General features: G+C 36.0%; 26 protein-coding genes. 12 read left to right on the top strand and 14 right to left on the bottom strand.

Features of this window, described 5'->3' with window-relative positions; genetic code table 11:
• Positions 1–207 precede the first annotated feature (207 nt).
• The 6 genes from ileS (at position 208) to BW951_RS20505 (ending at position 5,871) form a co-directional block, all read left to right on the top strand.
• On the top strand, positions 208–3,597 hold the full coding sequence (gene ileS, locus BW951_RS20530) for an isoleucine--tRNA ligase (protein WP_076396257.1): 3,390 nt from the start codon (positions 208–210) through the stop codon (positions 3,595–3,597).
• Positions 3,598–3,656: 59 nt separating this feature from the next.
• On the top strand, positions 3,657–4,037 hold the full coding sequence (locus tag BW951_RS20525; RefSeq protein WP_002983772.1) for a TraR/DksA family transcriptional regulator: 381 nt from the start codon (positions 3,657–3,659) through the stop codon (positions 4,035–4,037).
• Between the two features lie 81 nt (positions 4,038–4,118).
• Entirely contained in the window at positions 4,119–4,364 is a 246-nt protein-coding gene (locus BW951_RS20520) for a DUF6576 domain-containing protein (protein ID WP_076396255.1), read from the top strand.
• A gap of 17 nt (positions 4,365–4,381) precedes the next feature.
• Positions 4,382–4,573, top strand: coding sequence for a DUF2683 family protein (locus BW951_RS20515; RefSeq protein WP_076396253.1), 192 nt, complete (start codon positions 4,382–4,384; stop codon positions 4,571–4,573).
• Positions 4,573–5,211, top strand: coding sequence for a lipoprotein signal peptidase (locus BW951_RS20510; RefSeq protein ID WP_076396251.1), 639 nt, complete (start codon positions 4,573–4,575; stop codon positions 5,209–5,211). Before BW951_RS20515 ends, BW951_RS20510 begins: the two co-directional genes overlap by 1 nt.
• Before the next feature lie 15 nt (positions 5,212–5,226).
• The gene (locus BW951_RS20505; protein ID WP_076396249.1) at positions 5,227–5,871 is read left to right on the top strand and encodes a SanA/YdcF family protein; all 645 of its coding nucleotides are present in this window, start codon (positions 5,227–5,229) and stop codon (positions 5,869–5,871) included.
• A gap of 20 nt (positions 5,872–5,891) precedes the next feature.
• On the opposite strand, the gene BW951_RS20500 is transcribed toward BW951_RS20505, so the two are convergent.
• On the bottom strand, positions 5,892–6,086 hold the full coding sequence (locus tag BW951_RS20500) for a hypothetical protein (protein ID WP_139326226.1): 195 nt from the start codon (positions 6,084–6,086) through the stop codon (positions 5,892–5,894).
• 106 nt (positions 6,087–6,192) lie between these two features.
• Between BW951_RS20500 and trpS the strand changes: the two genes are divergently transcribed.
• A complete protein-coding gene (trpS, locus tag BW951_RS20495; RefSeq protein WP_076396245.1) occupies positions 6,193–7,161 on the top strand; it encodes a tryptophan--tRNA ligase in 969 nt (322 codons plus the stop codon).
• Between the two features lie 48 nt (positions 7,162–7,209).
• On the opposite strand, the gene BW951_RS20490 is transcribed toward trpS, so the two are convergent.
• The 6 genes from BW951_RS20490 to BW951_RS20465 form a co-directional block, all read right to left on the bottom strand.
• Positions 7,210–7,800, bottom strand: a complete 591-nt coding sequence (locus tag BW951_RS20490; protein WP_076396243.1) for a hypothetical protein — start codon at positions 7,798–7,800, stop codon at positions 7,210–7,212.
• A gap of 51 nt (positions 7,801–7,851) precedes the next feature.
• Positions 7,852–8,547: a YjjG family noncanonical pyrimidine nucleotidase gene (locus BW951_RS20485; RefSeq protein ID WP_076396241.1), complete on the bottom strand. Its 696-nt coding sequence runs from the start codon at positions 8,545–8,547 to the stop codon at positions 7,852–7,854.
• Between the two features lie 202 nt (positions 8,548–8,749).
• The gene (locus BW951_RS20480) at positions 8,750–9,340 is read right to left on the bottom strand and encodes an RNA polymerase sigma factor (protein WP_076396239.1); all 591 of its coding nucleotides are present in this window, start codon (positions 9,338–9,340) and stop codon (positions 8,750–8,752) included.
• A 194-nt stretch (positions 9,341–9,534) separates the two neighbouring features.
• Positions 9,535–10,026: a hypothetical protein gene (locus tag BW951_RS20475; protein WP_076396237.1), complete on the bottom strand. Its 492-nt coding sequence runs from the start codon at positions 10,024–10,026 to the stop codon at positions 9,535–9,537.
• An 85-nt stretch (positions 10,027–10,111) separates the two neighbouring features.
• Positions 10,112–11,392: a methionine adenosyltransferase gene (metK, locus tag BW951_RS20470; RefSeq protein ID WP_076396235.1), complete on the bottom strand. Its 1,281-nt coding sequence runs from the start codon at positions 11,390–11,392 to the stop codon at positions 10,112–10,114.
• A 240-nt stretch (positions 11,393–11,632) separates the two neighbouring features.
• Positions 11,633–12,583, bottom strand: a complete 951-nt coding sequence (locus BW951_RS20465; protein WP_076396233.1) for a LysR substrate-binding domain-containing protein — start codon at positions 12,581–12,583, stop codon at positions 11,633–11,635.
• A gap of 132 nt (positions 12,584–12,715) precedes the next feature.
• Here BW951_RS20465 and BW951_RS20460 point away from each other — a divergent pair, with 132 nt between their 5' ends.
• The 5 genes from BW951_RS20460 (at position 12,716) to BW951_RS20440 (ending at position 16,982) form a co-directional block, all read left to right on the top strand.
• Complete coding sequence (locus BW951_RS20460) at positions 12,716–14,203, top strand: catalase (RefSeq protein ID WP_076396232.1); 1,488 nt, start codon at positions 12,716–12,718, stop codon at positions 14,201–14,203.
• A 105-nt stretch (positions 14,204–14,308) separates the two neighbouring features.
• The gene (locus BW951_RS20455) at positions 14,309–15,076 is read left to right on the top strand and encodes an enoyl-CoA hydratase/isomerase family protein (protein WP_076396230.1); all 768 of its coding nucleotides are present in this window, start codon (positions 14,309–14,311) and stop codon (positions 15,074–15,076) included.
• Positions 15,077–15,126: 50 nt separating this feature from the next.
• Positions 15,127–15,549, top strand: coding sequence for a deoxycytidylate deaminase (locus BW951_RS20450; RefSeq protein WP_076396228.1), 423 nt, complete (start codon positions 15,127–15,129; stop codon positions 15,547–15,549).
• Positions 15,550–15,555: 6 nt separating this feature from the next.
• Positions 15,556–16,470: a site-specific tyrosine recombinase XerD gene (gene xerD / locus BW951_RS20445; protein WP_076396226.1), complete on the top strand. Its 915-nt coding sequence runs from the start codon at positions 15,556–15,558 to the stop codon at positions 16,468–16,470.
• Positions 16,467–16,982 carry an NUDIX hydrolase gene (locus tag BW951_RS20440; RefSeq protein WP_076396224.1) on the top strand — a complete coding sequence of 172 codons (516 nt, stop codon included), beginning with the start codon at positions 16,467–16,469 and terminating at the stop codon, positions 16,980–16,982. Before xerD ends, BW951_RS20440 begins: the two co-directional genes overlap by 4 nt.
• Positions 16,983–17,266: 284 nt before the next feature.
• Here the strand turns inward: BW951_RS20440 and BW951_RS20435 are convergent, their stop codons facing one another.
• From BW951_RS20435 to BW951_RS20405, 7 genes are all read right to left on the bottom strand, one after another.
• Complete coding sequence (locus BW951_RS20435; protein ID WP_076396222.1) at positions 17,267–17,725, bottom strand: heme-binding domain-containing protein; 459 nt, start codon at positions 17,723–17,725, stop codon at positions 17,267–17,269.
• Positions 17,726–17,727: 2 nt separating this feature from the next.
• A complete protein-coding gene (locus BW951_RS20430; RefSeq protein ID WP_076396328.1) occupies positions 17,728–19,473 on the bottom strand; it encodes an Ig-like domain-containing domain in 1,746 nt (581 codons plus the stop codon).
• A 25-nt stretch (positions 19,474–19,498) separates the two neighbouring features.
• Positions 19,499–20,761: a serine hydrolase domain-containing protein gene (locus tag BW951_RS20425; RefSeq protein ID WP_076396220.1), complete on the bottom strand. Its 1,263-nt coding sequence runs from the start codon at positions 20,759–20,761 to the stop codon at positions 19,499–19,501.
• Between the two features lie 152 nt (positions 20,762–20,913).
• Entirely contained in the window at positions 20,914–21,843 is a 930-nt protein-coding gene (locus BW951_RS20420) for a 2-hydroxyacid dehydrogenase (protein ID WP_076396218.1), read from the bottom strand.
• 48 nt (positions 21,844–21,891) lie between these two features.
• Positions 21,892–22,284: a GxxExxY protein gene (locus BW951_RS20415; RefSeq protein WP_308003981.1), complete on the bottom strand. Its 393-nt coding sequence runs from the start codon at positions 22,282–22,284 to the stop codon at positions 21,892–21,894.
• A gap of 103 nt (positions 22,285–22,387) precedes the next feature.
• Positions 22,388–22,906, bottom strand: a complete 519-nt coding sequence (locus BW951_RS20410; RefSeq protein WP_076396216.1) for an acyl-CoA thioesterase — start codon at positions 22,904–22,906, stop codon at positions 22,388–22,390.
• Positions 22,894–23,670 (bottom strand): HU domain-containing protein, encoded by a 777-nt coding sequence (locus BW951_RS20405; protein ID WP_076396214.1) that lies wholly within the window; start codon positions 23,668–23,670, stop codon positions 22,894–22,896. The genes BW951_RS20410 and BW951_RS20405 overlap by 13 nt, the downstream gene beginning before the upstream one ends.
• Positions 23,671–24,118 lie beyond the last annotated feature (448 nt).

The following is a 24,118-nucleotide window of genomic DNA, read 5'->3' as shown; positions in this document are numbered from 1 at the left end:
TGTGAAAACATTCGTGCTATTTGGGTTTAAAAACATGTTCAAAACTTTACAATTAACACCAGATTGTTCACAAAAAATTAATCTTTTCATTTATTTTTCTGAAACAGAACTTTTTAATAGGAAATATCAAAATAAAACATATATTATAAACCGACAAATTTTAGTAAATTTGCCAACTTAATTAATCAACGATATTGATATATTACAATGAGCCAATTTAAAGAGTACAAAAACCTCAACCTTATTGACGTAGCCGAGAACATCGCAGAATTCTGGAAGCAGAATAAAACTTTCAATAAGAGTGTTGAGATTCGTGAGGGGCAACCTGAGTTTGTGTTTTATGAAGGTCCGCCTTCAGCAAACGGTATGCCCGGAATTCACCACGTAATGGCCAGAGCGTTGAAGGATATTTTCTGTCGTTATCAGACCCAAAACGGAAAGCAGGTTTTCCGTAAAGCGGGTTGGGATACGCACGGACTTCCGGTAGAGCTTGGTGTGGAAAAAGAATTAGGAATCACTAAAGAAGATATTGGCAGAAAAATTTCTATTGAAGATTACAACAAAGCATGTCGTGAAGCGGTAATGCGTTATACAGATGTATGGAATAACCTTACCGAGAAAATCGGATATTGGGTAGATCTTGATGATCCGTACATCACGTACAAATCAAAATACATGGAAACGGTTTGGTGGCTTCTGAAACAATTGTACAACAAAGATCTGCTGTATAAAGGTTACACGATTCAGCCGTATTCGCCAAAAGCAGGAACCGGACTTTCTTCTGCGGAGTTAAATATGCCGGGGACGTATCATGATGTTTCGGATACTACGATTGTGGCGCAGTTTAAAGCAAATAAAGATCAAATTGAAGAAAGATTTGGAATAAGAGAAGTTGTATATTTGTTAGCCTGGACAACTACTCCATGGACTTTACCATCAAATACAGCTTTAGCAATTGGAAATAACATATATTACCAATTAATTAAAACATTTAATCAATATACGGGAGAGCCTATTAATATTATTCTTGCAAAAAGTTTAGTTAGTAAACAATTTGGAAACAAATATAAACTTAGTAATGATGAAGAATTTGGTTCATATAAATTTGGTGATAAATTAATTCCTTATAAGATTCTCAAAGAAATTGAAAGTTTTGAACTAGAAGGCTTGCAATATGAACAACTGATACCTTGGTTTTTACCTGTTGAAAATCCTCAAGAGGCATTTAAAGTAATATTAGGAGATTTTGTATCAGAAGAAGACGGAACAGGTATTGTTCACATCGCGCCTACTTTTGGTGCGGATGATGCGAAAGCGGCAAAAGAAGCCGGAGTTCCGCCCATGTTGGTAAAAGATGAAAATGATAATCTTGTTCCGCTAGTAGATTTACAGGGAAGATTTATCAAGGGAGAAAATGTTCCTGAATTATTCTCAGGAAAATACATCAAGAACGAATATTACGATGAAGGAACTGCACCCGAAAAATCATGGGATGTAGAACTGGCAATTTTACTGAAAACAGAAAATAAAGCCTTCAAAGTAGAAAAATATGTTCACAGCTACCCTCATTGCTGGAGAACAGATAAGCCTGTATTGTATTATCCGCTGGATTCATGGTTTGTGAAAATGACGGCTGTAAAAGACCGTTTGGTAGATTTAAACAAAGAAATCAACTGGAAGCCGAAATCTACAGGAGAAGGACGTTTTGCGAACTGGATTGAAAATGTAAACGACTGGAATCTTTCCCGTTCAAGATATTGGGGAATTCCTTTGCCAATCTGGAGAACAGAAGATCTGAAGGAGGAAAAGATCATCGGATCTGTAGAAGAATTATACAACGAGATTGAAAAATCTGTAGAAGCAGGATTGATGACTGAAAATCCGTTTAAGGATTTCATCATCGGAGATATGTCTGAGAATAATTATGCGTCTGTGGATCTGCATAAAAATATTGTAGACAAAATCGTTTTGGTTTCAGATTCAGGAAAAGCGATGAAGCGTGAGAGCGACCTGATCGACGTTTGGTTCGATTCCGGTTCAATGCCTTATGCGCAATTGCATTATCCTTTTGAAAATAAAGAATTAATTGATAATAATAAAGCGTTCCCTGCAGATTTCATTGCGGAAGGTGTTGACCAGACTCGTGGTTGGTTCTATACGCTTCATGCGATCGGAACAGCGGTTTTTGATTCTGTTGCTTATAAAAATGTAATGAGTAACGGGCTTGTTTTGGACAAAAACGGGCTGAAAATGTCAAAATCCAAAGGTAATGCAGTAGATCCGTTTGAAACTTTAGCGGTTTACGGTCCGGATGCAACACGTTGGTATATGATTTCCAATGCGAATCCTTGGGAAAACCTGAAATTCGACATCGAAGGAATTGATGAAGTGAGAAGAAAATTCTTCGGAACACTGTACAATACGTATTCATTCTTTGCGTTGTATGCGAATGTGGACGGATTTAATTATTCTGAAAAAGAAGTTGAGAACAGACCGGAAATCGACCGATGGATTCTTTCTGAGCTGAATTTGTTAATTAAGGAAGTTAAAGCGTTCTACGAAGATTACGAACCGACAAGAGTAGCGAGAGCGATCAATACTTTTGTGAATGACAATTTATCCAACTGGTACGTAAGACTTTGCAGAAGACGTTTCTGGAAAGGAGATTATTCTGAAGATAAAATCTCAGCTTACCAGACTTTATATACTTGTCTTGAAACGGTTGCTAAATTATCTGCGCCAATCGCTCCGTTCTTTATGGATCAGTTGTATCAGGATTTAAATAAAGTAACCGGAAAAGAAACTGCGGAATCGATCCACTTAACGGATTTCCCTGTTGCTGATGAAAGTTTAATTGATGCAGATTTGGTTGAAAAAACACATTTAGCACAGACGATAACAAGTTTAGTTCTTTCCATCAGACGTGCAGAAAGTTTGAAAGTAAGACAACCTCTTCAAAGAGTGTTGATTCCTGTTTTGGATAAGAAAACGGAAGAACAGATTTCCGCGGTTGCAGATTTAATTAAGCAGGAAGTAAACGTTAAAGAATTACAGTTAATTAATGCTGAAGAAGCGTCTCACCTAATTGTAAAACAGATCAAACCGAACTTCAAAGCTTTAGGTCCAAAATTAGGAAAAGACATGAAAACGGTGGGTGGAGAAATTACCAATTTCACCGCAGAACAGATCTCCACTTTGGAAAAAGAAGGAAAAATTGATGTGCAGGGTTACGAAATCACACCGGAAGATGTGGAAATTTCCACAAAAGACATTCCGGGATGGACGGTAACTTCCGACGGAAAAACCACTGTGGCATTAGATTTGACGCTAACAGATGAATTAAAATCTGAAGGTATCGCAAGAGAATTCATCAACAGAGTTCAGAACCTGCGAAAAGAGAAGGATTTCGATTTGACGGACAGAATTACGATCTCTTTGGAAGAAAACGCTCCTTTCATTGATGACATCAAGAAAAATGAAGAATATATTTCATCCGAAGTCTTGTCAAATAAAATAGAAATTGTATCTTCACTTTCAAATTTTAACGAAATCGAAATAGATGAGGTTAATTTTAAGATAAATGTTGAAAAAAATTAACTTATAGTTATTGTTTTTCAAATTCCATTTCATAATTTTATTAAAAAAGAGAAACGAACATGTCAGACGAAAGAGTAAGATACAGTGATGCTGATTTACAAGAGTTTAAAGCAATCATTAAGGAAAAAATAGAAAAGGCTGAAAAGGATTTACAACTGATCAGAGAAAGTTTTATCAACGACCAAAATAACGGTACGGATGACACTTCCCCTACTTTCAAAGCATTTGAGGAAGGCGCTGAAACGTTGAGCAAAGAACAGAATTCTATTTTGGCCGGAAGACAGGAGAAATTCGTACGTGACCTGAAGAACGCTTTGATAAGAATTGAAAACAAAACTTACGGTGTATGCAGAGTAACGGGTAAACTTATTCCGAAGGAAAGACTGTTGGCGGTTCCTCATGCTACGCTGAGCATCGAAGCGAAAAATATGCAGAAATAACCACAAGGTTAGCTACAATAAATTTGGGTTTATATCGTATTTCGAGGAATACTTTATAAACCTAATTTTTAATATCTACCCATGAGCGAATTATTAATTTTAGGAATTATCGTTGCCATCGTATTGGCATTTTTCAACAGAGACCGGATTAAAAACAGGTTCTTTCCGGATGAAAAGCGCAATTATACGATTGACGATCAGTTTAATTCTGATAAACGGGAAAGGGAAAAAGAGATCGACCGTCTTCTGAGCAAGATGGGAAAAAACGGAGTGAATGATCTGTCGGCAAAAGACAGAAAAAGACTTGACGAATTGTCTAAAAAGTAAAATTTAAATTAAAAAAAATGGAATCCATAATAGTCCACACCAAAAACGCAATGGAGCTTACTGCCCTGAAAAGTGTTTTGAAAGAAATGAACATTAAGTTCGAGAAATTCCATACCAAGAATACCCATCACAACGAAAAAACGGTAAAGAAGATCGTTGACAAAAGAAACGAAAAGATAGGAAAACCTTACAAACCAAAAGGATTATAATGAAGAAGATAGCATTTGTAACCTTGCTTATTTTATTAATAGATCAGGCTTCAAAAATTTATGTAAAAACGCATTTTAATCTTGATGACAGTATTTCTGTACTTCCGGGATTTAAATTAACGTTTGTTGAAAATCCGGGAATGGCTTACGGACTTCATTTCGGAGGTATCATCGGGAAATATTTTCTGGTTTTGGTAAGAATTATCCTGATCGGCGGAATGATCTATTTGTTTAAAAAATGGTTACAGAAAGGAGAATCCAATTATCTTCTGATTCCGATGGCAATGATTTTTGCCGGAGCAATAGGAAATCTTATCGACGGAATGTTTTATGGACTTATTTTCGACAGCGGAACGGTTTACGATGAGAGCATCAACAGATGGATCGGGTATGGAGGAATTTCGAAATTCACCAGTTTCGGAGAAGGATATTCTACTTTCATGAAAGGCTGTGTAGTTGATATGCTGCATTTTCCGCTGGTAGACTGGAACGTTCCTGAAAGCTGGCCTTTAATCGGAGGAAAACATCTGGAATTTTTTAAATATATTTTCAACGTAGCCGATTCGGCAATTACAGTGGGAGCTGCTTTATTATTGATTTTCAGAAAAAAAGCATTTCCGAACGGTCTGGAATTTTAAAAGAAGATACTGTTGATGAAAAAATTAATTAAAAACATTTTTAAAATTTTCCTGCTTCTTTTTGTGGCAGGAATTATTTTTATTGCCTGGGCGAATTACAGCATTAAAAAAGACAGCGAAGCCCATATATCATACAATATCTCAGAGGTTCCGAATATGAAAACGGCATTGCTTCTGGGAACAGGAAAAACACTGAGCAACGGAAAACCGAATGCCTATTTTTATAACCGAATTCAGGCTGCAGCCGATTTATATAAAAGCGGAAAGGCGAAATACATTATTGTAAGCGGTGATAACAGTCAGAAAAACTATAATGAACCTGAAGATATGCAAATGGCTTTGATGGAATACGGAGTTCCAAAGGATAATATTTTTCTGGATTTTGCCGGTTTCAGAACACTGGATTCTGTTGTACGCGCGAAGGAAATCTTCGGACAAAATCAATTAATTATTGTTTCACAGAAATTCCATAATGAAAGGGCGGTATTTTTAGCCCAACAAAACGGCATGGAAGCTTTCGGATACAATGCTCCGGATGTTAATAAATATGCCGGTCTGAAGACGAATCTGAGAGAATATCTGGCGAAAGCAAAAGCGTATCTGGATCTTCTTTTAGAAGTTGAACCGAAGTTTGGAGGAGATAAGATTTTAATTCCTTAATATTTTTTTCTTGCAGATTTTTAACGCAAAGTTTTTAATTTGATAATAATTACTTTTCTAAGTGTGCAAAGAAGCATCAACAAGTTGATTTGATGAAGCTCCGTTTTCAAGCTTCGTGCAGCAAATTTATTTGCTTTGCCTTCTAAAAATAATAGCTTTTGAATAAAATCTTTGCGTTTAAATTCTCCAAACACAAATAACGCTAATGTTTTCACGAATACCACAAACAATAAAACATAAACATCTCTGTAAATTCATGGAATCTGAGGGAGAATTAATTAAATTTGCAGTTCATTAATTTTTAAATATAAATTTTAAACAATGTCAAGAATTCTTACCGGCATTCAAGCCACCGGAACACCTCATTTGGGAAACTTGTTGGGTGCAATTATTCCTGCGATAGAATTATCGAAACAGGAAGGAAACGAATCATTTTTATTCATCGCAAATCTGCATTCTTTAACGCAGATTAAAGACGCGAAAGAACTGAAACAGAATACCTACGAGATTGCTGCGGCTTGGCTTGCTTGTGGATTAGATACCGAAAAAACATTTTTTTACAGACAGAGCGACATCCCTGAAACCTGTGAACTTTCTTGGCATTTATCATGTTTTTTTCCTTATCAGAGATTAACTTTGGCGCATTCATTCAAGGATAAAGCAGACCGTTTGCAGGATGTGAATGCAGGTTTGTTTACGTACCCTATTTTAATGGCTGCAGATATTTTATTATACGATGCGGAGATTGTTCCGGTAGGAAAAGACCAGCTTCAGCATTTGGAAATTGCGCGTGATGTAGCTTCCAGATTTAATAATCAGATGGGAGAAGTTTTTGTTTTACCTCAATCTGAACTTCAGGAAAACACAAAGTACGTTCCCGGAGTTGACGGACACAAGATGTCTAAATCGCGAGGAAACATCATCAATATTTTCCTGCCTGAAAAGGAATTGAAAAAGCAGGTGATGAGCATTGAATCGGATTCTAAAACTTTAGAAGAGCCTAAAGATCCGGAAAACGATAAAACATTTGCCATCTATCAACTAATTGCTACTCCGGAACAAACTGAAGAATTAAGAGCGAAATATTTAGCCGGAAACTTTGGTTACGGTCATGCGAAAAAAGAACTTCTGGATCTTATTTTAACAAGATTTGAAAAAGAAAGAGAACTTTTCTCTTATTATATGAACAATCTTGAGGAACTGGAAGCAAAACTTCAGGAAGGTGCAGCAAAAACGAGAGTGATTGCTACGGAAACGATGAAAAGAGTGAGAGAAAGTCTGGGAATTTAATAACTTATCATTCAAATAAAATCGGCATTCATTAAAATGAGTGCCGATTTATTTTTTGTGACTTCGAATTTGATTACTATGAATTAATTTTTCTTTTTTAGCAAGATATAATTCGCTGCATCGGCTTCCAAAATCATAGAGAACGGATTCATCAAAATCTATCAGAAAAGTTTTTTTGAATGTCAATTTTGTTATAATCGTGGGCATTTTAATAAGTCTGGACTTATCTAAATCATAATAATTCCATTCCCCTATATAATCATCTGTAAGAAGATTTACACTTGATTCTCCACTTCCGTCGTTATTTGCAGGACCAAACTCGTATCTACTCATTCCAATCAGCCTTATTGTTTTATCTTTTGGTTCGTATCTGAACTGCGCCGAATAACCTGCTCTCATGAAATCAATATAAAATTCAAAACCATTTTTTGTATAACTTACCCCAGTAAAATCACCCGACGTTTCAATTTCTTTACTGTAAATCGGCTTAAAATCTAAAGATGATAATTTACATATAATTTTCAATTTCTGAGTATCAAAATAGACAGAATCCGGGACTCCGTCATGATCAAGATCTTTTTCCTGAGCAGATATAATATTTGTAATGCTAAAAAACAGCAAAAAAACCAGTCTTTTCATTTATTGTTATTGAATTAATTTTCGGCGGCACCTTCGGTGCCGCCGAAACTCTTATAAATACTCTTTAATCTGCAAAAGATGCGTAATCACTTTCAAGCCTTCTTCAGATTTGTTTTCCTTTAAAACATCAAAGAAAATCACATCCATACCAAAATTCTGCGCACCGACAACATCTGCAACCCAGTCATCGCCAATTAAAATACTGTTTTCTTTTGTGGCTTCTGAAAGGTTCAGAGAGTATTCAAAAATTTCGGGACGTGGCTTTCTTACACCAACTAAATCTGCGCTTGTGATGGTCTGAAAATATTTATCAATGCCGGATAAAATACATTTTCTCTCCGTCACTTCTTTGAAGCCGTTTGAAATAATATGCAGGGTATAATTTTTTGCTTTAAGATATTCCAGAATATATTCTGCACCTTCTACCAGTTCATTATAATTAAGAATTTTATCTAAGAAATGTTCCTCGAAATACATCGATAATTCCGGATCATCAACCTCAAAATTTTTAAAAGTATCATAAAAACGGTGTTTTCTGAGATATTCTTTATCAATAATTCCATCGCGGATATCTTCCCAGAGTTTTTCATTGATTTCATGATAAACAGAATGGAATTCTTCAAAATTGATATTATATTTCAAGCCGATTTCTTCCTTCTCAAAAAGATCTTTTATCGTTAAATATGCATTGCGGCGGTGATCCCAAAGTGTATTATCGAGATCAAAAAAAATGTGCTGAATTTTCATACAGCACAAAATTAATAATTTTAATTCTTGGATACAGGATAATTCTTGCCTTTGGCTTTCACTACCTCGACGCTCTTTGAAAAGTTGAGTAAAAACTCAATAGTTTGTTTCTTAGGTTTCAAAGCTTTCACTTTTAAGGGATCATTTTTTTTCATAGGCGAAAATGTTTTCCTTAAAAACGAGAATTTTCCGAAATTATTATCTAGCGTGTTAAGATAATATTATTTTCTTCCATGATTTTTCTCAGGTTGATTAAAGCGTACCGTACTCTTCCCAGTGTGGTATTGATGCTCATGTCGGTATGATCTGCAATTTCTTTGAAACTTAACCCGTCAAAAAATCTTAATTTAATGACTTCCTGCTGATTTTCAGGCAGAAACTGAAGCATTCTTAGAAGATCTTCCTGAATCTGGCTGGTAACAAGCTGATCTTCGATATTTTCGGAAGGCTCTCTCAAAAGATCAAAAACAGAATATTCGTCCGTTTCAAAAGTAGTTTCTGAAACCTTCATATTTTTAGATTTCAATCTGAAATGATCGATAATAAGATTGTGAGCAATTCTTTTTGCCCAAAGAATGAATTTTCCTTCCTCGTTATAGCGTCCTTCCTTCAGCATAATGATAATTTTCATGAAGGTATCCTGAAACACGTCATTTGCTAAATCTTCATCATTAATTTTGTAAAAAATGAATGTAAACAATTCTCTTTGATGGCGGTGTATAAGTGTAGACAACGCCTCTTCGTCTCCTTTTTGGTAAAGGGAAATTAGTAAACTATCCGATTTTGATTTCATAACTTCTTCTCAATAAATAATGCTGACCATAATTTTTCCAGATATTTTATCTGGCTTCAGCTGTAAATACAAAACAATTCTTCAGAGTAAAGTCGAATCAATAGGCGGATACAATTTTTCTATGGTGTAAATATAATAAATTTTTAATAACTGTTAACCATTTATTAATTTTTTACGAGAAAATTTAAAAAAACCTATTTAAACATGTCATGAATGAATACAGTAGGGATATTTAGTGTAAAATTAACATTCACCCCTTTCAGTTCTTTACCATTTATTCCACTGTTTCCGATCGGAAAAGCATAACCTCCGGTAAGATCCAGAATCCCGAAAAGTGTAACGCCTACTTTTGGAGCAAAATATTTATTGGTTCCTTCTGCTCCCATCAGAAAATAATAGGAATGGTTGAAGTCTACATTTTTTTCAAAATTCAGCAAAACATCCGCAGAAATTTTGGGCATAATTGCAAATTGGGAATGCGCAGAACCCATCAAAGCAGAACCTCCCAAACGGTAAATAACATCATCATTTTTTAAGAAAAGCAGCTTCCCTCCTACTTCCCCGAAACTTTGGTTTTGGTAAGTATATCCCACACTTATCATTTTATGTACCGTTAACTGTGCTTTAGCAAATGTACTCAGGAAAAATACGGAAAGGATTGCGATTGCAGATCTGGCGTTTATCATTCTTCAAATTTTATTTAATGTAAAAATAAAAAAAACTGCCTTATCAAAAAGATAAAGCAGCCATTTATATTGTATCTGTTTAAAATTAAATTCCGAAAGAAGCTTTAATCTCTTCTACTTTGTCTAATTTTTCCCATGTAAAGAACTCAAGATTTTCCAGAGTAAGCTCATTTTTATGACCTTTATTGAAAGTTTTGCTAGCAATATAATGTTCTTTTCCCATGTGTCCGTAAGAAGCCGTTTCCTGATAGATCGGATTTCTTAGCTTTAAATTCTGCTCAATGGCGTAAGGTCTCAAATCGAAGATGGTAGACACTTTTTTAGCAATTTCTCCATCGTTAAGATCTACTTTTGCCGTTCCGTACGTGTTAATGTACAATCCGCAAGGCTCTGCAACCCCGATTGCGTAAGAAACCTGTACCAAAACTTCATCCGCAACTCCTGCAGCTACCAAATTTTTAGCAATGTGTCTTGTTGCATAAGCAGCACTTCTGTCTACTTTTGAAGGATCTTTTCCTGAGAATGCACCACCACCGTGAGCTCCTTTTCCTCCGTACGTATCTACGATAATCTTTCTTCCTGTAAGACCTGTATCTCCGTGAGGACCACCGATTACGAATTTACCGGTCGGGTTGATATGATATTTGATCTGATCGTTGAATAACGCTTTAATCTCTTCTGTCTGTAAAGCAACGACTCTTGGAATCAGAATATTTTTGATGTCTTCTCTGATTTTGTTTAGCATTTCTTCTTCAGATCCGAAATCGTCGTGCTGTGTAGAAACTACGATAGAATCTATTCTGATTGGTTTGTGATCGTCAGAATACTCAATCGTAACCTGAGATTTTGCATCAGGACGAAGATATTTGATCTCTGAATCTTCTCTTCTGATCGCAGAAAGTTCCTTAAGAATAGTATGTGCAAGATCCAGAGCCAAAGGCATATAATTTGCCGTTTCGTTGGTTGCATATCCGAACATCATTCCCTGATCTCCCGCTCCCTGTGCGTTTGCTTTAGCTTCGAAAGACTCATCATTTACCGCTCTGTCTACCCCCTGATTGATATCCGGAGACTGCTCATGGATTGCAGAAATAACCCCGCAAGAATCTCCGTTGAACATATATTCTCCTTTTGTATATCCGATTCCGTTGATAACTTCTCTGGCAATCGTCTGTACATCAAGATAAGCATCCGATTTTACTTCACCAGCCAAAACCACCTGTCCTGTTGTTACAAGAGTTTCGCAAGCTACCTTTGAATTTTTATCGTATGCTAAAAAGTGATCGATTAATGCGTCGGAAATCTGATCGGCAATTTTGTCCGGATGTCCTTCTGAAACGGATTCAGATGTAAATAAATAAGACATATTATTCTGTTTGTTTTTTAGATTAAAAAATATACGAAGAAAAATAAGAATAAATTGTCTAATGAAGGTCTAAAAAAGAATACTGTTTTAGCATATTTTTATAGAGGTTGCAATCAGGTCAAATTTTTCCTCGTTCGTAAACGTTGGCAAATTTAAGTACTATTTTTTAATACTCAAAATTTTTGTCTACTTATTATCTCTTCTTTAAATTAATGATTTGATGATATTTAACATAAAACACTATTGCGGTTTTATGCTTACAAATTCTTTCGGATTTTCGTGATAATTCAGTTTTTTCTCTAAAGAATTTCTGATAGAATGCGATAATTCATCAATAATTTTCTGCTTAAAGGTCGGTTTGTAGTAAATAATGCTGATTTCTCTGTACGGGAAAGGCTTCTTAAATCTGAAAACATTCTCCTTCTGTACATCAGAAAGCTGATTAAGAGCCAACTCCGGCAAAATACTGATTCCTCCTACTTTATCCACCATGTGAACCAATGTCTGGATATTAGAAGCGAGAAAATCCAAGTTTTTAGGCTTTAATGTATTTTCTTTTAAATGACAGATATTTTCGAACTGGTTTCTCAGACAGTTTCCTTCTTCAAGCAGCCATACTTTTTCTACATTCAGTTCTTCCGGAACCACATAAGAGTTTTTCTTGTTGGCTTCTTTTTCAGAACTGTAGATCATCAATTCTTCATTGAATAAGAAATCCTGATAAAATTCATCTGCCGCATCATAAGGTGTGGAAATAATTCCGGCATCCAACTCTCCTGCTTTCAAAGCTTTGATGATGTTGTCTGTCGTCATTTCCTTTACATTCATCTGAATTTTCGGGTTTTCTTCCAAAAATTTGAAGATTTCCGTAGGCAGGATGAAAGAAGAAACGGTAGGAATAATTCCGATGTTGATGGTTCCTCCTAAAATATTGTTTAAAAGATTGGCTTTATTTTTAAGTTCATTGACAGATTCTATAATCACCTTCGCCTGATCGATGATCTGAAGCCCAACATCTGTGGTACGGATCGGGTGCGTTGTCCTGTCGAAAACCTTCACATCCAGTTCATCCTCAAATTTCTGTATCATTGCACTTAGTGTAGGCTGCGTAATGAAGCATGCTTGAGCCGCTTTCCCAAAATGTTTGTACTTATCAACCGCGATAAGATACTCGAGTTGCTGAATGTTCATCTGATTAATATTATCTATTACAAAGATAAAATGTTTTTGCCATTTGCAATTAAAAATTCAAGTAAATTTGATATTTAGTACCTTTACATAAACAAATACAGTTAAAAAATCATTCACAAAAATCATAAATCTATGGATTCTAAAAAATTAACCTTAAGTAACGGCGCTCCCTATTACGAACATCAGGATTCACAAACAGTCGGTCCGAGAGGTCCGGTATTGCTGCAGGATTTTATTTTACAGGAAAATCTTGCTCATTTTGTAAGAGAAAGAATCCCGGAAAGAATTGTTCATGCAAAAGGAACGGGAGCTTACGGAACCTTTACGGTTACCCACGATATTACCCAATATACAAAGGCAAAATTATTTTCTAAAGTTGGCAATTCATGCAGAATGTTTGCCCGTTTTTCCACGGTAGGCGGAGAAAAAGGAAGCGCAGATACGGCAAGAGATCCAAGAGGTTTTGCCCTGAAATTTTATACAGAAGACGGAAACTGGGATCTGGTTGGAAACAACACGCCGGTATTTTTCATCAAGGATGCGAAAAAATTCCCGGATTTCATCCATACCCAAAAAAGAGTTCCGAAAACGAATCTGAAAAGTGCAACCATGATGTGGGATTTCTGGAGTCTGAATCCTGAATCTCTTCATCAGGTTCTTATCTTAATGTCGGACAGAGGTACACCTTACGGACACAGACACATGCACGGTTTCGGTTCTCACACGTTCTCTATGATCAATGCTCAGAATGAAAGAGTCTGGGTGAAGTTTCACCTGAAATCCAAACAGGGAATTAAAAATTTCACCAATGATGAAGCGGTAAAAATGGCAGGAGAAAATCCAGATTTTGCGCAGGAAGATCTTTGCAACGCGATTGAGGAAGGAGATTTCCCGAAATGGACAATGTATATTCAGGTAATGACGGAAGATCAGGCAAGAGATTTCAGATGGAATCCTTTTGATATTACCAAAGTATGGTTCCAGAGCGATTTTCCGTTAATTGAAGTCGGAGAAATGGAACTGAACGAAGTTCCGGTTAATTATTTTGCGCACGTAGAACAATCTGTTTTCTCGCCGAGTAATTTAATCGACGGAATTAGCTTTTCACCCGATAAAATGCTTCAGGGAAGACTATTCTCTTATCCGGATGCGCACCGATACAGAGTAGGCGTAAATGCTCATCTGCTGGAAGTTAACAGATGTCCTTTTGCGGTTAACAATTATCAGAGAGACGGATTTATGGCAGATTCAAGCCATTATCAGGATAAGCCGAATTATCATCCGAACAGCTTTGATGATATTAAGCCGGATCCTGCCTACAAAAGTTTCGAATATGAACTGGACAGCGCGCACGTAGCGAGCTACAACAGAAATGAAAATGATGACGATCATTACACCCAACCCGGATTATTGTATACAAAGGCAATGAATACGGAAGACAGACAAAACCTTGTAAATAACATCGTTGGAAGCATGAAAGGAATCACGGGACCGAAAAAAGATGAGATCATTAACAGACAGTTATGTCATTTTTTCAGAGCTAATATTGAGCTTGGAATGAAAGTGGCATCTCAACTGAATGTGGTTATTGATGCAAATATGATGAACCACACGAAATAAGTATCTTAAACAATAATTTCAATCAGAAGGAAAAAAAATCAATATTTCTTGCTTTTTTTTATAAAAAATTCATAATTTGCACAGAATAATATTTTAAAGTGGAAAATGGGTTACGAAAATATATTATTAAATAAGGAAGATAAAATATCTATTATTACAATAAACAGACCTGAGAGTTTAAATGCACTTAATGCTAAAACAATCAGCGAATTAAGTTCAGCTTTGGACGAATTAGATTCAGACCAATCCTGCAGAGTAGTTGTTCTTACAGGTAGTGGTGAAAAATCTTTCGTTGCCGGAGCAGATATTAAAGAATTTAGTGATTTTGGACAGGAAAAGGCAGAAGAACTTGCCAAAAACGGACACAATACTTTATTCAACAAAATTGAAAATATGACCAAGCCAGTAATTGCAGCCGTAAACGGTTTTGCATTAGGCGGAGGTCTTGAGCTTGCCATGGCTTGCCACATCAGATACGCATCGGAAAATGCAAAACTGGGGCTTCCGGAAGTAACTTTAGGATTAATTCCCGGTTACGGAGGAACCCAGAGATTACCGAAGCTTGTAGGAAAAGGCATTGCCAATGAAATGATCTTCTCTGCCAAGATGATTCCTGCTGCAAAAGCAAAAGAAATCGGACTGGTAAATGAAGTATATCCAATAGAAGAATTATTAAACAAAACAAAAGAATTAGCCAACGTTATTGCCCACAATTCACCAATGGCAATTTCCAAAGCAATTCAAGCTGTAAACTTATCGGACACGGATAAAGGTTTTGAAACTGAGATTAAATATTTCGGAGAGCTTTTTGAAATGGACGACAAAAAAGAAGGAGTTTCTGCTTTTCTTGAAAAAAGAAAGCCGGGCTTCTAGCCTTTTTTACCCTTAATACAAATTATTTCGAAACAAACAAATGCGGCGGTATGAATAAGTTTGACAAAGCTTATCTAAAAATGGCTCAGGAATGGGCAAAACTTTCCTACTGTAAACGAAAACAAGTAGGAGCTCTTATCGTAAAAGATAGGATGATTATTTCAGATGGTTATAATGGTACTCCTTCAGGATTTGAAAACTGCTGTGAGGACAATGACGGCAAAACACACTGGTACGTACTTCATGCAGAAGCCAATGCTATTTTAAAACTGGCAGCTTCTACGCAGTCTGCAAAAGGCGCAACACTGTATTTAACGCTCTCACCCTGTAAAGAATGCAGTAAGCTCATTCTTCAGGCGGGAATCACCAGACTTGTCTACATCAATGAATATTCGGACGACGACGGGATATCATTTTTAAGAAACCACAATATTGAAATAGAACAAATTTCGGAAAGTGAACTAAAAAAATAACACAACATGACTTGGGATGAAAAAATTAAGGATTTTGAGATCTTTCTTCGATTCGAGAGAAACTTTTCAGAAAACACTCTCGACGCCTATATTCGAGACATCAAAAAACTAAAAGAATACGCAGAAGAAGATCTGGACAACGTCGGACCGGATACTATAGGCTACGAAAATCTGCAGGAATACATCTTCAATCTTTCCAAACAAAAATTCAGCGAAAGATCTCAGGCAAGATGGATCTCTTCCATTAAAGCATTCTTCAAATTTTTACTGGAGGATGAATACCGTGAAGACAATCCGGCTTCTTTGCTTGAAGGTCCTAAATTGGGTCTTTACTTACCGGATACCTTAAGTCTGCCCGATATCAATAAGATTATCAGCGCGATTGAGGTAAATTCCGACCTTGGAAAGAGAAACCAATGTATTATCGAAGTTCTGTACGGATGCGGACTCCGTGTTTCGGAACTTATTGATCTGAAAATTTCCAATATCAATTTTAAAGAGCAGTATATTAAGGTAAACGGAAAGGGAAACAAAACACGTTTCGTTCCTTTAGCGGATTATACGGCAGATCTTTTGGAAAATTACATTCAGGAAGTACGTTCTAAAAGTAAAATTAATAAGAAATACGAAGACACTTTATTCCTGAACAGTCGCGGAACGTCGATGTCCAGAGTAATCGTATTTTTAATTATAAAAGAATTAACAGACAAAGCGGGCGTAAGCAAAAAGATATCACCGCATACATTCAGACATTCTTTTGCAACCCATTTGCTTCAGAATGGTGCAGATCTTCGTTATATTCAGGAAATGCTCGGTCATTCCAGTATTACGACGACAGAGATCTACACCCACCTGAAAACAGAAGAGCTGCGTGATGTGATCTTGTCTTATCACCCGAGAAATATTAATGTAACTCAATGAAAATATTGAAATATTGCCCCAACTGCGGCAAAGAATCTTTACAGTGGGATGGAGAAAGAAAATGGAGCTGCCAAAACTGTGGTTTCACATTATACAACAACGTTGCCGGAGCGGTAGCTGTGGTAATAAGATATAATGATGAAATTTATCTTACAAGAAGAAACAGAGATCCTAAAAAGGGAAAACTTGATCTTGCAGGAGGTTTTGTAGATCCGAAGGAAAGTGCAGAAGAAACCTGTAAAAGAGAACTTTTTGAAGAGCTGCAGCTGGATGTTGATATTTCAAATTTAAAGTACTTAACGAGCCTTCCAAACGTCTATCAGTACAAAGAGATTGATTATAATACCATTGATCTTTTTTATGAATACCGCGTTCCGGAAAAATTTGAAGTGAATCTTGAACTGTCTGAAATTTCAGAAGCAGTCTGGATTCCTTTAAAAGAACTGAATCTCGAGGATATTGCTTTCGATTCTCAGAAAAAGTTTTTTGAAGAGTATCTGAAGAATATTTAATATTCCTAAAATATATTTCTCCCGCAGATTTTACAGACATCTACTGAATATGTGAAATTTGCGGGAGATTTTTTATGCTCTTGTATTGCATGATCGACCTAAACCAACTACTCTTATAGTTGACTTTCAAAATCTGATTATTTTATCGCAGAGGAAAACGAAGAAGTATTGTATTCTCTGAAATGCTTTTAAGAAATGATTGACTGCCTGAATAGAATAAGCAGAATGAAAATCAAACAGTTAAACCATTCATCTTTTTAAATTCTTATATCGATTAAGTATGATTAATAGGTTTTGGATTTCAGCATCTGATCAAAATACTGAATCAGTAAAGCTCTTTCTGCATCGGACAGATTGGCTTCCTTATGATAAACAATATAACCCGGCATCGGCATCGTTTTATTCTGAATAGTCTGGATCGATTTACTCAGCATACTCTGCTTTAAATCTTTATTGTACGTATCCCAAATCGAAAAATTAAGATGTTCCCGCCCTTCATTGATATGACTTTTCACAGACCATGAAATCGGCGCAATGTAGGCATATTTAGGATAGACGGTTTCGTTGGAATGGCAATCGTAGCACGCTCCTTTCAATAATTCCTGAATTTTTGCAGGTGTTTTTTTAGCATCCACAAAATTCACTTTGTGATCAACCGGAGGATTTACTTTATCTGTTGAAATAAACTGAATTAAAGCAAATCCCAGCAAAGTCCAGAAAAATATTTTCTTAAATGTTTTCATATTTATCTTGAAGGCGTTACCAAAGCATCATTTCCTTTCAGATCAAGCTTATTACCATCTTTCGGCTGAGATTTCGGCTCTGCTTTCGGTGTGCTGATTTTTGAAGGATCCAGAACTCTTGTATCTTTCAGATCCCAGTTTTCGTTGCTGTCCCAAAGCGGTCTTACGATGGCTGTTTTGTAGTAAATGTAGGAATCTTCCGCGAAAGTTTCGTTCTGGAAATCTGCTTCATCCCAGAAGCCGTTTTCGTTATTATCTGCCAAAATCCTTACGATGTATTCTCCGGGTTTAAGAATATCAAATTTCACCTCGCTTCCTTTGGTATATTTCTGGAACAATACTTTATCTGAATTATCCAATAACTGAAGCCAGTAGCTTGATTTCGGAGCATTCTGAAGGATGAATTTTAAACTTCCGAAATTCTCAACTTTATCCACTTCAAAATCGAAACGTTTCGACTGATAATTTTTTGCAAAGAATGATGAAACGGTTTCTTTCGGAATGGTAAGCTGATATTTTTTACCTGAAATAAAATCCGCTTTCACCAAAATCTGATACGGATTTTTCTCTGAGATTTTTGCGGTAAAAGGAACAGTGTTCAATGAGTCTCCTGCAACTCTGAAAATCCATTTATCGGTATTTATTTTATCCACATAATAATTGGAAAGGATTTTAAATTCTTCTTTCGGAGGAAGCATGGCACCGCCGTTATCGCTGTTGATATCCATTGCGTTTTTCGCATTGTATCTGTAAAACAACGAGGCGTTATAAAGGCTGTCTTTTTTTCCGACACCTGCATTGTACCCGAATTTTAAATTCTCGTTTGTAGTCTGTCCTACATCACTTTTCACAGCATCAAACCAGATTCTTACGGAATCAGACTTCGGAGCGTGGGTTACCTTGTAATCCTTTATTTTCTCGTTTAAAGGTTTTACGGTTACTTCATTAGGTTTTCCTTCGAAAGTCATGAGAACTCCTCCCGGAGCTTCTTTCATTTCAAGATATTTCACCGGTTTTTTAGAAGGATATAATTTCAGATTTAATCCTGAAACCGATTTTTCTACGACAACAGGATCTTTCTGGAAACCTACTTTTTCTTTTCCCGGATCGTAGATGGAATTTCCGTTTTCATCTTCAAAAGCAATGATTTTATATTTTCCGGCAGCAAGATAATTCAGTTCAAAATAGCCATCATCATCAACTTTTGTTATATAATACGGCTTTTGCTTGTAATTGATGGTGTCTTTTACCTGATATAATCCTACCACAAATTTATTTTCACTGGCTTTTTTAATGGATAAAGCATCTCTTACATCCCCGCTTACATAAAGATCATCAAGCTTGTCTCCGGTAGAAAACGCGAAATTGTAATATCTCAGAATATTGGCTTCATTATTATCTGCAATAGAATTTCCGAAATTAAAATTATACGTTGTATTTGCCTGTAAAGTATCTTTCCACTGGATCAGGATAAATTTATTGGCAATATTGGAAGGAACAATTCTGGTGATATTTTTAATCGGCGGAGAAATGTTCAGGTTTTTGTTGATGTCTTTTAACGTAATGTATTCGTCAAAATCTATTCGCAACTGCTTTATATCTCTCGGAACATTTACTCTTGAAGAATCTATATTTGAGCTTAAAAATTTCGGAGCTAAGGAATCTTTTGCGCCCCCGATAGGCGAACCTACTCTTGCACAAGACTGCAAAAGAAAAGCGAAAACCAATAAAAAAAGAATTCTTTTCATGAAGATGTTTACGCAAAAATAAACATTATTCTCCATAAACTTCACCATGACCTTTCAATGTATCGCGATCATCGCTCATTACGCTGTGAAGTTTATCTTTCTGAGGCGGAAAATCTTCGAATAATCCAGACAAAGCCAAAGCTGTATATACTCTGTTGGAATATTTATTTCCGATGGCGATAATGGTGACTTTAGATTTCAGAAGATGGGCAAAAACGGAATTGGTTCCGTGCCACCAACCGTTGTGATACGTAAGTTTTTCCCCGTTATCAAAAATTTTCATCCTGAAGCCGAAACCGTAATTGTTCATGCCGAATTTTTCATTGCTGTAAGGCGTGAAAACCTGCTCCATCAATTCTGGCTTTAAAAAATCCTTCGAAAACATTGCTTTTGAAAAACTGTATAAATCTCTCGGTGTGGTATATACATTTTTGTCTCCGTAAATTAAATCCAGCCTGTCTAAAGGATACAGTTTATTTCCTCCGTAATAAAAAGACTGTGACGCTGTAGGAATATCTTTTTCCTGAAAAATATAGGAGTTTTTCATTTTCAGAGGATCAAAAACCATTTCTTTCATCGCCTGAGGAAAAGGAACTTTCGTTACTTTTTCAATAATTAAAGCCAACATGGCAAAATTGGTATTGCAGTACATAAATCCGGTGTCTGTTTCTCTCGCCAGATCCGGTTTATATTTAATGATCATATTCAAAATATCCTCATTGGTAAGGAACGTTTTTGAAAGTTCTGCGGGAGCCGGCTGAATTTTCGTAATGAAGTATTCGTATTTCGGAAGACCGCTTCTTTGGTCGAGTAACGTTTTAACGGTAACATTCGGATAAGGAAAACCCGGAAAATACTGGGTAAGATGATCGGATAAATTCACTTTTCCTGCTTCCACCAACTTCAGCATTGCCATTGCGGTTAATGTTTTTGAAACGGAAGCGACATGAAGCGGCGTATTTTTATCAATCGGGTTCTGATTTCCTTCTCTGGCAAAGCCTCTGTAATTTTCGTAAATAATATTATCTCCTTTCGCGACTAAAATTCCCCCACTCAGATCGCCGTTTTCCCAAACTTTCTGATAATAGCTGTTGATATAATTTGCCAGTGAAGCCTTATTGGCAACCTGATTTTCCGCGGGCGTAAAAACTTTGTTTACATCTACATTTCCGTAATTGGGAAGATTGGTCGTGCTTTCAGCAACACTGTCCTGATTTTCAGATTTTTTTTTGCAGGAAAAAAGAAATAAAAAAGCAGATAATACAAGGATAAAATTACGCTTCGTCATGAGTTTCGAAAATGAGCGGCAATTTAATAAAACTCGAAATAATTCGTATCTCCTGAATAGAAATTATGAATTATTTAACATAAATAAAAATGAAAAATAATTCATAAAGTAGTATCGTAAAAATTTGTTTCTAACCTTACTGAATTTCAAGGCTAAGCAAACTGTGCCACAATTTTATCTACAATCACCTGCGCCAGTTTTTCCTTGCTCTGTACCGTCCATCCTGCAATATGCGGAGTAACAATTACTTTCTCGGACTCCAGAAGGTATTGAAGGTCTTCATTTTCTGTTTCCAGATTTTCGAAAGAAGATTTTTCGTATTCCAAAACGTCAAGACAGGCACCTTTTATTTTTCCGGCTTTTAACGCCTCAACTAAACTTTTCGTTTCAACATTCTTTCCTCTTGCTGTGTTTACAAAATAGAAATTGTTTTTCATCTCAGAGATAAACGAACCGTCCACCAGATAATACGTCTGTTCTGTTAATGGAATGTGTAAGCTTACAACTTCGGCTCTTTCCTTTAATTCTTCCAAAGAAACCTGTGTTGCAAATTCATCCGATAGATCCGGCAGAATATCATGAAAAATCACGGTACAGCCAAAACCTGAAAGTCTTTTTGCTGTGGCTTTTCCCATGTTTCCGTAACCGATAAGTCCCACTGTTTTTCCCAACAGTTCGTCGCCTCTGTTTTCTTCCCGAAGCCAAATCCCGTTTTTCACTTCCTGCGATGCGATAAAAAGCCGGTTCATTAAAATCAGCAACATTCCGACAACGTGTTCTGCCACAGAATCCCTGTTTCCTTCCGGAGAATTGATCAGTTGAATTCCCAGTTTCTCAGCAACCGGAATGTTTATATTTTCCATTCCTGCTCCTACTCTTGCAATGAATTTCAGATTTTTAGCTTTTTCTAAAAAATTCTTATCCAAAGGAATTCTGCTTCGGATGATAATTCCGTCATATTGTTCAATTTTAGCACAAACCTCATCATAAGAAGAGCTGAAATCTTCTTCCAGAATAAAGTTTTTAGCTAAAAGCTGTTCGGTAATTAAGGGATGGTTTTTATCGAGGAGTAAAATTCTCATTTTTTTTAACACTAATGACACTAATATTGTTTCACAAATGGCTCTAAACTATAATTTGCCGTTGATTACTCTTTTTACTCCATCTTTAAACTGATGAGTATTAAAATTAATCAACATTCCAAGTTTGGAATTGCTCAATCGAAGATAGGTAAGAATCTGAGCTAAATGCACATCATTCAGTAACTCAACGGATTTTATTTCTAATATAAATTTATTTTCAATAAATAAATCGAGCCTGTAACCTACATCTAATTTCACATCTTCATAAATCAAAGGCATGGGTTTTTGTTTTTCTACAAAAAGTCCCTGCTTTTGAAGTTCATACAGCATACATTCTTCGTAAGCACTCTCCAACAATCCGGGTCCTAAAACTTTATGAACTAAATAACCGGACTCATAAACTATTTTCGAGATTTCATTTTCAGAAATATCATTTTTCATCTTGTGTTATAATAATTTAAAACACAAATTTCTTTTTAAATGTAGTAACGAAATAAAATTACTTGCGGAAATTTATGTAATCATTTGTGTTATTTGTGTTTAATCAGGATTCCTGGAAAAGCTTTTTAAGCTCAATAGATTCAGAGGGTTTCATTCTTCCAGAAAGAATCAGGGAAAGTTCTTTTCTTCTCAGTGCCGCTGCATATCGTTCTTTTTCAAGATCTGTTTCAGGTTCCATATCTGGAATCGGGATCGGTCTGTTGAACTCATCTACCGCAACGAAGGTATAAATTCCTTTGTTGGTCTGAATTTTTTTATGATTGATCGGATCATCCAGCCAAACATCTACATAGATTTCCATTGAGGTGGAAAAAGCTCTGGAAACTTTGGATTCCATTACAACAATTCCTCCTTCCGGAATCGGATGATCGAATGAAACGTGATTTACGGATGCCGTTACGACTCTTCTTTCGCAATGTCTTGTTGCGGAAATCGAAGCACATCGGTCCATTCTTGCCAATAATTCTCCTCCGAAAAGGTTTCTCAATTGGTTGGTATCATTCGGAAGTACAATATTCGTCATCACCGTCAGAGATTCTGACGCCTTTTTTATTTTTGCCATTTCGTTGTCTTAGTGTTGTTTTGAGTTGCCGGAACTTTTGCCGCGTTCTGCACGGCGGGCTGAACCGCTTTTGGAACCACAGAATCTTTCTTTAAAGAATCCGCAACCGGAGCAGGATTCATTATTTTTGGCTGAGCTTTTACAGTATCCTGAATTCTGTGTGTTTTTGTCTGTACAGAGATATTGGCTTTGTCAAAAGATTTCTCTCCGAAAAGAAGTTCCTGCTGCGTGTATGCTACGTATACGATTCCTAAAATCGGGATGATAACCAGAAAAGCCCAAAGAATAGATTTATTAAACTGATAATCTTTTTCGGTATTCAAAGAAATTTCTGACTGAGTGTTTTTATTGCTGATATCGGAAATCTTAATTTCTTCAAGACCATAAAAATCCGGATGATCCGACTGCAGTCTGTTTCCTTTGAAGTGCGTTTTGCCGTCTTCTACAAAAAGGACTCCTAAACCCTGAATTTCAAGCGTCTGATCTGCCTGTAATTTTTTCTTCCAAAAATCCGTCTGAATCTGAAGATCTGTTTTTGAAGCTTCCAAAGTCATCTGTTTCTGCCCCGCAATAAAAGATGCCAAATCATCAGATTTTGCCTCATAATCGGAACTGTAAACGATTTTGCTTGCAGGAGGAAGAATGCTCCCATTTTCGGAATTGATAATGGCTTTGGAATTTTCCAAAGAAAAAACGCCAAAATCCGGAACAATAACGGTTCCGAATTGTTTCAAATATTCTAAAATGTAAGCTGAAATATTCATTTGGCAGCAAATTTATGACTTTTTGAGTAAAAAATAGATTAAAATATTTCATGCTTAACTGTAACCAAATTTATTTTTAACCAATCATATAATTCATCTAATGAATAAGGATTAGATTTTCATGTGTATGACTTATTCTTCTGACAATAATTTGTTGTAGACTGTAGATATTTCTATTTTAATTTCTTAGATATGCCCCATTGAATTTTCTACATACTTTGCCACATAATTTAGTATTAATGTTCTCTTTTTTGTTTTTCTGTTGTAAACTATATTAACTAAAAAATCATCAGGATACCATGCAACAAAAAGAATATCATAATCTTTCGGATTTTTTCTCCAAACATTTCTTATATAGCTAACTCAATATATTTCGTCAAGTGATCAATTTTTGAAAAAGTTCATACGGATCACACCTTACCTTTCTTCTCATACTTTTAGCCTGTGC

Source organism: Chryseobacterium gambrini (assembly GCF_900156825.1).
Lineage (GTDB): Bacteria > Bacteroidota > Bacteroidia > Flavobacteriales > Weeksellaceae > Chryseobacterium > Chryseobacterium gambrini.
This window is presented reverse-complemented; position numbering and strand designations above follow the sequence as displayed.